Below are 12,625 nucleotides of genomic sequence, written 5' to 3'. Positions count from 1 at the left end.
GAATCATAGTGACAACTCAATGCCAGCTTGATCTTGCTGGGACGCAAGAATGCTACCAGTAATCATGGATAAAGCCTGCTTAAGTTCTCTAATCCACTTATCCTCTGGCAAACCTCCTTCGCAGCGATTTTCATCAAATGCATGAGCCAACTCGTTGTAGAAATCATACTTCACATCTAATTCGGCTAAACCCCCTGCATTTCTCGACCTGTAGAAATCAAAAATCAAAGTCATAGCGTTGAACCCTTCAAACTCTTGCTTTCCTTTATAGTTGAAAAAGCATGGAGTCATCTCGACAAGGCTTCCAATTGTATTAGATGAAAATAGCTCTACTAACTCTGGTGGCCACTCTTTTAGATATCTATTAGTCACAATTTGTTTTAAATGATTATCAGTAAAATCCAAAAAACTACTAGCTTCTAAGTTTTCTTTTCCCCATAACCCTTGTCCACTCCGCTGAAGGTATTCCCACTCGTTTTCATAAACAGGGAACCATTTTGCGAAATTTTTAACGTCACTAACGATGACGGTCTCTATTAGAGTTTCACCATCCTTATCAATTTTTACTATGGTGTATCCAGGTTGATAAGCTGCTAAGGAAGGCACTTGCACATTCGTAAATTCAGCGTCTGGTGACTGACTAATATCGAAGAGGTGCATGTGACCTCCAAGATGTAACTTTAAGCCAGTCGCTTCTAACACTCTGGTTGTATTATTAGAGGGTTGGCGAGTCAGCTGCATGGCAGTTTCGCCTAGAAAACTGGTAATTTTATCCGTTTGTTTGTCTGAGAAATCAGCCATGGGGAAATGACTAAAGCTAACCAACTTTTTATTATTTTCTTTTGCACGCTCGACAACTCGTTGGATCCATTTTACGAGCTGAGGTTTATATTCAATTAGTGCGTCATAACCTGCGTTACTCGACCCATCAAATTGTTTATTGCTCAAACTACCTGTTGGCTTATACACGTTTGCATCTATCGCCAACAGCCAAAGACCATCTACAGGCTCTACTAAATAGCTCATGTCAGGCATATCTACGCAAAATTCGTCGCCATCACACCATGTCCAATATCGCTTAGCTAAGTCTACCGTATTAAATGGTGTTTCGAATAACTTGTCTGCAGGCGAAGGTGAAAAACCATGTTCAGATAGTGACTGAGCAATCTCTTTATACCCCCACTCTTTAAGTAGTTCTGAGCAAAAATCACTTTTTCCAGACACGCAATCTTGATGTGCTGGGCTCATAACACTGATTTCTGCACCTTCTCGGCTCAGAAAGTCGCGTTTGCCGCCAGGACGTGTAAAAGGCCTGACCGGATCGTGATTGCCGTTGATAGCGAAGAACCGTAGTCCATACTTTTGCTGGTACTCGTCTAGTATTTCCTTTAATGCAAGAATATTTACTGGCTGACCGTCGTCAGTGAAATCACCTGGTAACGCTACTAACTTGATATTCCTTGCTACTACATCATCAAGCGCTTCTTTAAACACCATAATATTTTCATTGAACAAACGAGTAGAACTCAATTGAGAGCGCATACTTCTCAGTAATATTGGGGCGTGGCTTGAAGGATCTTTTGGCAAGGCACTTTTAGGAAGCGTTGCCGCTGCGCCTTCAGGTGAATGAAGATGGATATCAGCTATGAAGGCGATTTTTACCTGCTGAGATTCGTTTTTGGCAGCGACATTAATAGAAATAACTGCAAAGAAGTAACATATAACTAGCAACCCGCATGACAGTACATTCAATTTGCTAACGTTAAATACTCGTATCTCTTTAGTTCTTCTTCCATTTTTACTCAAAACGCAGCCCCGTTCAGTAAGTCACTAATACTAATAACAGCACTTAGCACTAAGTGGGGACAGTGGTTCACAAAAAATTTAGTAAAAAAGGTTTTGCTGTATGACACTTTTATGAAGTTTATCCCTTAGCAAAAATTTCCTGTCCCCTTTTTCAAACAACTCCGCTCTACCCTTCAAAATAGTCTTTGAATGTATACCCATGCGTTATCTTTTACTTTCTTTAACTCTGGTTTTTGGCGCCTTTTCTTACGCGAAATCACTGGATCATTATCAAATTATTGGTTCTCACAATAGCTACAAAAAAGCGCTACCACCAGAGGCTAGGCAGTTTTTAAAAGATGTATCACCGGAACTTTTAAAGAAGATTTCTTATATTCATCCTTCGCTTCAAGAACAGTTGAATTTAGGAATTCGTCAAATTGAAATTGATGTGGTTAACGATCCAAATGGGCATCAATACAACACGCCAGAAATAGAAACACTTGCCAATAGTAATTGGTTTTCAAAGAGTGAACGCCAAATTTTGGCAGAACCTGGGTTTAAGGTTCTTCATATTCCACACGTAGATGTGATGACGCATTGTTTAACCTTACAGCTTTGCGCAAAACAACTTTTAAGGTGGTCAGAAGCTAACCCTAATCACTTCCCCATTACTGTTCTTGTGAATGCGAAAGAGTCGCAGCCAACGTTTCTTAGTAAGGCGGCCCCTGTCGCTTTTTCCGTTTCAGACTATCAACACTTAGACAACGAAATTGCGCACTTATTCGGGAGCAAGTTAGTTACGCCAGATCGCGTTAGGGGTCGCCATCATACGTTAAGGGCAGCAATAACAGAGACTGGCTGGCCAAGTGTTGAGGCACTTCGAGGTAAATTCTTGTTTTTATTCGATGCTAATAAAGCTCAAAAAGAGATATATCTTCAACAGAATTCAACGCTTCAAAATAAAAGCATGTTTCTCTCTGTCCCAGAACACTCCGACGCTGCCGCAATATTCATTCGAAATGATCCAGTTAAAAGTCAGCAAGAAATTCAAGCGCTCGTCAAAGATGGTTTTCTAGTGAGAACTCGTGCTGATGCTGATTTATCGGCAACTACACAAAGCTTGCGAGCGCAAAGAGATGCAGCATTTGCCAGTGGGGCTCAGTTCATTTCTAGCGATTTCTATAACCAGTCTCCCCAATCCATACGTCGTGGTTATTCAGTTTCTTTCGAGAATGACTGCTTGAAAAGATTTAACGCTGTTAAACATCAAAATTTAATCAATTAAAAGGTAAACCCATGCATACTAACTTCAAAAAAACACTCTTAGCTACAGCTGTCTTATCTGCCACCTGCATGACGCAATTTTCTGCTCAAGCACAACAGACAGAAGATGAAATGATAGAACAGATTGTAGTGAGTGGTTTTCGAGGCTCACTTATAAAAGCTAAAGACTTAAAAAAGGACGCCCTAGGTTCACAAGATTCAATTCTTGCTGAAGATATCGCTGACTTCCCGAGCCTCAATTTAGCGGAATCTATTCAAAGAATACCAGGCGTAACCATAACCCGTGAAGCTGGTGAAGGTAGACAAATATCTCTACGAGGCCTTAACGCAGATTTTACCCAAGTGCAATTAAACGGCATGGAAGCTCTAGGTACATCCTCATCTGCAATGGACAGTAGAGGAACAACTAACCTATCTCGTTCTTTTGATTTTAACATTTTTGCGTCCGAACTATTTAACCAAATTGACGTTCAGAAGAGCTATTCTGCAGAAATGGATGAAGGCGGCATAGGCGGCACTGTAAAACTCTATACCGCGAAACCATTTAATTACGATGGATTCAAAAGTGTAATCAGTGCGCAAGCGGGCGATAATTCACTAACAGACGACGTAAGCCCGAGGGTCGCAGCCTTAGTTTCAAACACGTGGGGTGATTTTGGCGCTCTTGTCTCACTGGCACTCAGCAAGCGTGATACGGCTGAACAAGGTTATAACACCTATCGTTGGCGGCCTCGCAACGCCCAAGGCTCCGACATATCTACACTATCACAAGCAGATCAAGAAGCCGTAAATAGCGGCAATCTACGTTTCTCACGAGGCAGTAGATACTCACAATTTAATAGTGAACAAACTAGGGTTGGCGCTACAGTGGCACTTCAATACAGACCGTCTGATGCATTCTCGCTTGAACTCGATGCATTATACGGCACACTTGATAACGATAGAGGAGAGTTTCACTTACAAAGCAGAGGTTCAAGTTCTACCGCACTTGGCTGCACAGGTGCAGACTATGACGGGGCACGCAATTTTTGCTCTGGCTTGACTGACATAGAATATAACCAAAACAACGAAGTTATATATTCTTCGTGGGAAAATACCGCTCTGCACTCAGAAAGTCGCGATCAACAAGCAACAACAGACATTTCACAGTTGGTGCTAAACGCACAGTGGCGTGTGACCGATGCATTTACGGTTTCAGGCCTACTCGGCCATATGCAAAGTGAATATGAAAGTAATAGTGCAAAAGTCTACTTAGAATCTTTCGCTGATATGACCATAGATTACAGGGAGGACCGATTTTATGGCACCAATACCTACATCAATGGATTTGATCCAACAGATATCAATGAGTTTCGTTACCATGAGATAGACCTTCAGGAAGACGAGGTAGAAAATAGCTTTGATATCGCTAAGCTCGATGCGGATTACTTGCTGTCTGATAACGCTTCTTTGAAATTTGGTGGTTCCTTTAAAAAGTTCGAACACAGCAACAACAGAGAACAAGTTGGCAATGCATTAAGAAGTGCATGGCAAAGTGGCGAAGTAAGCGATGTGATTAACCCTGAATTTGTTTATGTAAACTCAATTCACAAAAAACAAGATTGGCTAAGTACTGACGTTGGCGCTGTGCTAAACGCGTTCGATGTTGAACGCGACATTATGTATAGCGATGCGCCTAATGAAGTCGTAGAAGAGACCGCGGCGCTATACGCGACTTATGAATATGACCTGCTATTGCCTGACTCTGAGCTGAGAACTAGTTTTGGTTTGCGCTATTTTGATACCGATATTCAATCTAGTGGCATAGTGAATGGTAGTGAATACGTCACTGTAGAAAGGGACTATGATGGACTGTTACCCACACTGAATGTTGCATGGTATTACACAGAGAGCCTTGTTCTGAGAGCGAGCGCAGGGAAAAACGTCACTCGACCTACACTGGGTAGTTTATCTGTATCAGGTACGGTAAATACTGACCCATTATTTGGTTCAAGTGGTTTGAGTATCAATGCCGGTAATCCTAGTCTTCAGCCTTTTGAAACAATCAATATGGAGGCGGGTGTTGAGTATTACTTTGATGAAGTCGGTTATGCCTCTGTCACTTACTTCCAAAAAGAAATTGATAACTTTATTGCTACTAATGTTTCTCCAATAGCCTATGGTGATACAGGATATCCGCTATCCTTAATCGAAGGCATGGTAGACGAAAATGGAAATACGCAAACGCCTGATACACTGTATACATTCTCTCAACCTCAAAATTTAGCAGAAAGCGACTTTTCAGGCTGGGAAATAGCGTTCCAGCGTGATTTCGATTTTCTGCCAGCACCATTCGATAATCTTGGTGCTATTGTGAACTATACGTATTCTGATGGCGAATCTTTACACAATATTTTAGTTGATGGTGAAAGTGTAGAAGTTTACCGCCCCTTTTATGGATTATCTGAGAATATCTACAATGCAACGATGTATTACGAGACAGACAATTGGGGAATGCGCGTTTCGGCAGCCTATCGTGATGATTACTTAACGCAGGTTGAAACGTCGAGCAGCGACCAAGATGAGGCAGGCTTTCATGGCACCACTTACTGGGATTTCTCAGCATTTTATAATGTAAACGATAATCTCAAGGTAACACTAGAAGGTATTAACCTTTCTGATGAACGCGAAGAGCAATACAGCGATTCGGATGACCGTTTGTACAACACGACGGTTAGTGGAAGAACCTTTTACTTAGGTCTTACTTACTCGATGTAAATGAATGTACTCGAAGGGCTACAAAAATAAGCCCTTCGAGTTTTTAATAGCGATAAGAAATGGCAAGAGAGTAATTACGACCGTTCACTGTGGTATTGTATGGACGATAAGAAGAATCGGAGTACTGAATTTCTCGCTCATCAGTGAGATTAGTTGCTTCGATCCTTAGCTCTACATTATCAGTGATTTGATAAGCTATTACTGCATCCATATATAGTGTTGATAAAAATCCTGTCTCATTTTCATCAACTAAGGTTCCTCCATCTACCCTTGCAATATACTCATCGCGATAGGTGGCTGAGAGTCGTAGGCTCAAAGCGTATCCCTCAAGATAGGCGGTAAGATTAGCCAATAGCGGAGAAAGATAAGGCGCAGCCTTTTTATCTAGGCGGTCACCGGTACTAGTGTTGTAGTACTGAACATTTCCAAACGTATAACTGGCATTTGCCACTATCCCAACGTGAAGTACGTTAAAGCGCGACATATATTCGCCCAAGGGCCATTCCAACTGCACACTTCCTTCTACGCCATATAAAAAATAAGTGCCTTGGTTCGTTGGCGTTACGACATCTATGTAAACACTTTCAAAATCACTAGAAAATAATTCAGGATAATCTCTCGCTACGTCACTCAAGGGCAAGCGTTGACTCATGGGAGCTATACTGTTTTTTATCCATTTTCCAAATACATTGGCCGAGTATCTATCGATTTCTCCCGGATATGATTCGAAGCTTAGATCGAGATTGTAAGCACTTATAGGCTTAAGCCTATCATTGGGAAGAATAACAATATTTTCATCATCGATGAGCTGAATATTTCGTGTCAAGGTATCCAATTCTTGGTGGCCCAATGTTCTGCTAATTCCGACTTTAACTACTTGCTCATCTCTTCGGTAGTTAAATTGCATTGAGGGAAGAAGCGCAATATTGCTTAGGTTATAGCGATTACTAAGACTAGACTGAAACACCGAAATAAAAGAATTATCCCGCTCAGCTCGAAGCCCTGCATTGAATGTCCAATCACTATCTTCGACAGAATATTGAGTAAAGAAAGACGTTCGGCTTTCTTTTATCACGTTGTCAATAACGCGGTCTGGAGCATAAGACAGTGATAGTGAATCTACCGAAGAAGGTTTGTTGTAAAAAGAATATACCTGTTCTGGTCTAAGAGCTAACCAATTTAAATGCTGATGACTATCAAAAACATATGCTGTGCTTTGAGGTACTGCCTCTCGTGTAGATAACCAGCGTTCTTTTAGGATGTTTTGGATATCCGTGTATTTGGACGTATTTTCAAACTGCACGATTTCAAAACCCAGCTCCCAGGCACTTCGCAGGCTTGTATTTACCTGTAATTGACCTTTCAGGTAAGTAAAATCAGACGTAGAGATAAACTGCTCAGAGTCGAGCTCGTTCATTTGCCACATATCGGGACGAGTCAATTCAGCGCTATATTTTATGCTAGGGAAGTAATAATCGTCTCTGTAGTCGATAGAAACATCACTTTCTCCTCTCATGTAAGCTCGAATACTGTGAGGCATTTTATAAGTAGCACTTTGCACACCTAGCACACCATCAAATAAAAGATCACTCGACATTCTGTGCTCGAAGTTCAGCACGGCTTGTTTAAACTGCGTTGATACTTCCTGATGACGGCTTTCTGTGCCAACACGAGCATTTTGGTAGTCCGCATAAACGAGTTCATGCTTTGAGTTAACCTCTGCCTCCGTAATAAGGGTTTCGCCCTCGATAGTTGGCGTCGATTGAAAGCCCCGTGGATAGAGGTGGTTCTCTTGTCGTTGGCTATCAAGTCGGCCGTAGATCCAGTCGATTGTGAAATGACTGATGTCAGTTTGATACTCAAGAGTCGCTCCAATACCTAGGCGGTCCATATCTCCTCGCCACACAGAATAGCGATTTCCTCTTGGAACCCTAATTTCCTGATTCTGCCAAGCTTCAACAAGTTCATAATCTAAGGCAGAGACATTTGCTCCCTCGGGAGCAAGTCGTCTCCATCTAAAGGTATTTGCACCTTGCTCTTGATACGACCTTCGTCCGTAGGCTGCTGAAATCAACATGCCCCAATATTTGTTCGTCGAAGACAAAGTAAATGAAGAACGGTTTGAAAGACCTTCTGCATATTGATTTGTGTCGACTTGATGAGAAACGTTCCATTGGAGTCCTGGTGAATCGAAAGGTTTTGCTGTGGTTAGTGCAGCAATACCAGCCACGCCGCCGCTTGGTTGCTCTACAGAGTAGCTTTTAAAAACTTTAATTTTGCTGAAAAGTTCTGACGTAAACAAGTTGAGATCAAAGGAGCGATCTCTATCCCTCTGTGTCCTGCTATCCATAGGGGAGTCATTATTTGACAGTACAGGCATTCCATTTATCGTAACCAAAGTAAGATCGGGGTCTAAGCCTCGCAGCACCACCTGACGTCCCTCACCCGCTTCTCTCGTAATGCTCATTCCAGGAATTCGTTGCATCGATTCTGCTAGATTTCTGTCTGGGTATCTTGAAATGTCTTGAGCGACTATAACGTCTGAGACCTGTTTCTCGTTGCGCTTTTCTTGTCTAGAGAGGTTTAGAGAGCCACGAATTCCGTTAACGTTTATTTCTTCTATAACAGTTTCGTCGATTACGCTTTCAGATTTTCGTATGACTACCCCACTACGTGTAATGCTAAAGGTTAATCCTGTTCCATCTAGTACATGTTTCATCGCCGTTTCGAGCGTAAACCTGCCAGAGATAGCGGGCGACATTACCCCCTTAATTAGAGAAGGGGATGTGACATAACCGACACCAAATTTTTCTACAACTAGCTCTAAGCTTTGACTCAGTGATGTAGAAGAAAGCGTTATACTTTCTAGTCTCTCATGGTCAACGGTAGAGGCATAAGCAAAAGGGCTTGTGTCACTTACAATTAACGACCAAAGCAATATCACCCTACATCTACACGAGACGCTTTTAAGCATAATGAACGACTACTTTACTTGTCTCACTATGTAATCTGAGCTCGTTTGCTCAACCGAGAACTCTTGCATTGTAGATAATAGGTCTAGAGACTCACTAATATTGCGCAAGCTAAATCGCCCTGAGATAACTACATCTGGGTCACCTATGTAGTTGAGGTGTCGTGACGAATAACGGTTCAATTTTGCTATCACCTCGTTTATGGGTGTGTCTTTAATACTTAACCACCCCATCCTCCAACTTGGAAGCTGCTGTGGCGTAAATACCGAGCTTTCTGTAATAGCACCATTTAAAAGCGTAACTTCTTGACCTCTATTTAAAAGAATTTCGCGGTCGGCATTAACTCTTACCGTACCGTCATAGACTTTTAAAATAGTCTGATTTTCTAGCCGATCAATGTCAAAAGCAGTCCCTACGACTGTGATTGTTGCTTCATCTAAATCCACGATAAACGGTCTTTCAGGCGCATGCGTAACGTCAAAATATGCCTGGCCTTTAGTGAGTTTAACCTCTCTTTTTTCCGCACTAAACGCTACGCTTATTTGACTATCACCACCTTGATAAACAATTGAGCCATCATCTAACACGTTAGACTTTTCTTCTGTTACAGACGTTGAAATAACGTTAAAAGTACTGATTTCATATTCAGCAAGAGTAGATAGCCCTTTACCAGAGTTCGCCGTTGAATCAACATTACCCGCAGTAAAATACACCACTATACATGCAATACACGCTGCTGAAGCAATTGACCAGTAAGTAGCAATACGACTTTTCTCTATCTTATTCTCTGCATTCTGATTCTTCACTGGACTATTTTTCGATCGCGGCGCTTTTCTTGCTGACATGGCTATAGCACGTGCAGCGAGTTCAGGCTGTCCCATGGCGGTTGCTATCTTTTGAAAAGCAACCTTGTTTTTCTCTACAGCAAGCCAAAGCGCGAAATCATGCTGCTCCTGTTCATTCAGTTCATCAATACGATCAACCCAATCTGCTGCTTCCTCTAACACTATCAATGTCATCTTTTCACGCCGCTAAATCTGTATAATAAAATTAAGAGATAGAATTTCATCTTTAATTGTCCTCAAGCCACCCAGCCTCTTCAAGTTTCATCGTGATTTCTACCATCGCTCTTGTTAGGTGTTTTTTGACTACCTCAACACTAACATCTAACCTTTCAGCGATGTCATCTCGCGCCAAGCCATCTACTCTTCGAAGCAGAAAAATTTCTCTTCTGATGGGTGACATGTTTAAGAGTATATTGTCTACCAGCGCCAGTTTCTGTTGATTAAAATAAGTATTACTTGGCGAATAGTCATCAGACTGAATACTTACTTCTTCAATATCGACGTAGTGCGGAACATTTTTTTTCTGAAGATCGTATAAAACGGTTTTCGACACCGTAATCATATAGGCGAGTGGAGAGTCTAATTCCGATAGTTGCTTGCTTTTCTTCGTCCTTAACACTGTCTCTTGGAAGATATCGTCAGCTTGGCTTCTATCGACTGTTAAACTTCGGATGAATGCCTTAAGCGACGTAAATAAATCTTTAACGTCGTTATTATCTAACTCATCCCAATGTAAATCTTCCGCTGGTTTCATTGTTAGTTAATTTACTAAAGTTCTGTATTTTTATCATATATCTCATGTGTGACACTATGATTTCAGGAGCTCAATAACACCCTTTAAAATCTAACACTTCGCCTCAAATACTAAATGAAATGAGGTGAAAAAATTCACCTCACTGAAAATTAATAGATATCAAGATAAAACAAATCTTTAAGCAACATGTTTTCATCTTTTAAATAAGAAGGGTTTCTATCACAAGTATTTTCTGTTCCGTCAATTATTCCAGCTAAAATCCTTCCTCCGTCAGATCTGCACACCATTCTTTCATGCGGCCTAAGATCTCTGTTTATTGGGTTTGTAGAACCAGGAAAAACACTGTTTTGTCCAATACTAGAAAGTGCTTGAACTCCAGGAGCCCATGTTTGACCTGGCCCTCTGGGATCTTTCCAATAGTAGCAGTAGTTCCCCGTTCCAAATGCCCAGCTGTCAAAGGATGCCCTACTACGCTGGTCGTGATAATTGCCGTGAGAGTACTTTCCGACATAAACCACCGGATGACTGCCATCCGTCTCAATCTCTGAAACAGGTTTTGTATATCTACCATTGTGCTGCCAGTAAGTGACATGCTTTATCGAGCCATTTACAGTGTGCACCGTTACTGGCTCCCAATCATCCGAATGACCGCTATCAAACGTGGTGCAGCCGTTTTGATTACCGTAGTAAGCCCAATAAGTGATAAGTGAATGACTATTTCCGCCTATTGATTCGGAATAGCTTTCCGCGTAAACAGAAGGAGGCGTCACCTGAAATGAGGATTTGTTATTACAGATACCAGAATTTAGCCCTTGAGCGGGCTCAGTTGGCCAGCACTGTAAGTCGCTTCTTAATTTAAAAAGAGGCCTAAAGTCCTGTACTTCTGAAGTACTAGCTAAAGATGGAAAAGATAAGCTAGCTATAATTAGTGCAGCGATAGTCTTCATAGTTTATCCATTTAGGGTAAGTTAATTTTGCAGTTGATTAAAAACTACAACTATGAAGACTAAATATTTATCAATACGGGGACGAAAATAATGCGTGGGATTTGAATCTACCTAAATCTTATATGGTCACGATTCAAATCACTTATTTTTGAACAACCCATCAAACGCATGTCGCGTTCTATTTCGGCTACCATCAACTGCATTGCCCTTTCGACGCCCGTTTGGCCAGCTGCAGCAAGTGCAAATAGATAATAACGACCTAACCCGACAGCTTTTGCTCCAAGGGCTAATGCTTTTAAGACGTGGGTGCCCCTCTGGGCGCCACTATCAAAAATAACATCTATTTTATCGCCTACTGCGTCTACAATTTCAGCTAGATGATCAAAAGAGCTTCTCGAGCCGTCTAATTGTCTGCCACCATGATTCGATATAACTATACCCGTACATCCAATATCAACAGCACGTTTGGCATCATCTACACTCATGATACCCTTTAAACAGAACTGACCGTCCCAGAACTTAACCATTTCCTCAACGTCTTTCCAGTTCATAGAGGGGTCGAGCATATTGGTAAAGTAATCACCTATCGAACTGGCGCCCCCTCCCATATCGATATGTGCATCTAGCTGAGGAAGAGAGAACTTCTCGTGGGTAAGATAATTAATACCCCACATTGGTCTTGTTGCGAACTGCCATAAGCCCTGAAGATTTAGCCTAAACGGAATTGCAAAGCCAGTTCGCAAATCCCGCTCTCTATTACCACCGGTAATAGAGTCAACGGTTAACATCATCACTTCAATATTAGACTCTTTGGCTCGCTCCATCATGGCCATATTCAAACCACGATCTTTATGGAAATAAAATTGGTACACTTGAGGGGTATCGTACTTTTTAGCTATCTCCTCCATGCTCACTGTACCCAGTGAAGAGACACCAAACATAGTGCCGAATTTCTCTGCTGCACCAGCAGTGGCTCGCTCACCTTGATGATGGAACAATCGCTGCAGTGCAGTTGGAGATAAATAGACTGGAAGGGCAAGCTTCTGCCCCATCACTTCTACACTTAAATCAATGTCCTTTACGCCTGTTAGAACGTTTGGGATAAGATCGCAATTCTGAAAAGCTTCAGAATTGCGACGCATCGTCACTTCGTCATCAGCTCCCCCATCGATATAATTAAATATAGGACCGGGCAACCGCTTCTGCGCTAACTTTCTAAAATCATGATAGTTATGACAATTACTCAACAACATATGCGTTTTCTTATTCCAATAGTTT

General features: G+C 41.7%; 8 protein-coding genes. 2 read left to right on the top strand and 6 right to left on the bottom strand.

What is annotated here, in order from left to right; translation table 11 throughout:
• Positions 1–3: 3 nt before the first annotated feature.
• Positions 4–1,806: a metallophosphoesterase family protein gene (locus AC27HD_RS17300; protein WP_081926519.1), complete on the bottom strand. Its 1,803-nt coding sequence runs from the start codon at positions 1,804–1,806 to the stop codon at positions 4–6.
• Positions 1,807–2,005: 199 nt separating this feature from the next.
• On the opposite strand from AC27HD_RS17300, the gene AC27HD_RS17295 reads away from it, so the two are divergent.
• Entirely contained in the window at positions 2,006–3,073 is a 1,068-nt protein-coding gene (locus AC27HD_RS17295) for a Ca2+-dependent phosphoinositide-specific phospholipase C (protein WP_032096188.1), read from the top strand.
• An 11-nt stretch (positions 3,074–3,084) separates the two neighbouring features.
• A complete protein-coding gene (locus AC27HD_RS17290; protein ID WP_487107374.1) occupies positions 3,085–5,829 on the top strand; it encodes a TonB-dependent receptor in 2,745 nt (914 codons plus the stop codon).
• 43 nt (positions 5,830–5,872) lie between these two features.
• Here AC27HD_RS17290 and AC27HD_RS17285 read toward each other — a convergent pair whose 3' ends face one another.
• The 5 genes from AC27HD_RS17285 to AC27HD_RS17265 form a co-directional block, all read right to left on the bottom strand.
• Positions 5,873–8,803: a TonB-dependent receptor gene (locus tag AC27HD_RS17285; RefSeq protein ID WP_081926518.1), complete on the bottom strand. Its 2,931-nt coding sequence runs from the start codon at positions 8,801–8,803 to the stop codon at positions 5,873–5,875.
• A gap of 9 nt (positions 8,804–8,812) precedes the next feature.
• The gene (locus AC27HD_RS17280) at positions 8,813–9,820 is read right to left on the bottom strand and encodes a FecR family protein (protein ID WP_032096185.1); all 1,008 of its coding nucleotides are present in this window, start codon (positions 9,818–9,820) and stop codon (positions 8,813–8,815) included.
• Positions 9,821–9,872: 52 nt separating this feature from the next.
• Positions 9,873–10,400, bottom strand: a complete 528-nt coding sequence (locus tag AC27HD_RS17275) for an RNA polymerase sigma factor (protein ID WP_052010182.1) — start codon at positions 10,398–10,400, stop codon at positions 9,873–9,875.
• Positions 10,401–10,549: 149 nt separating this feature from the next.
• On the bottom strand, positions 10,550–11,347 hold the full coding sequence (locus AC27HD_RS17270; RefSeq protein ID WP_487107371.1) for a hypothetical protein: 798 nt from the start codon (positions 11,345–11,347) through the stop codon (positions 10,550–10,552).
• A 107-nt stretch (positions 11,348–11,454) separates the two neighbouring features.
• The gene (locus tag AC27HD_RS17265; protein ID WP_032096183.1) at positions 11,455–12,600 is read right to left on the bottom strand and encodes an alpha-hydroxy acid oxidase; all 1,146 of its coding nucleotides are present in this window, start codon (positions 12,598–12,600) and stop codon (positions 11,455–11,457) included.
• Positions 12,601–12,625: the final 25 nt, after the last annotated feature.

The organism is Alteromonas sp. 4NS20-0143 (assembly GCF_057542855.1).
Note: the sequence above shows the minus strand (reverse complement) of the source record. Positions and strands in the feature narration are given on the sequence as shown.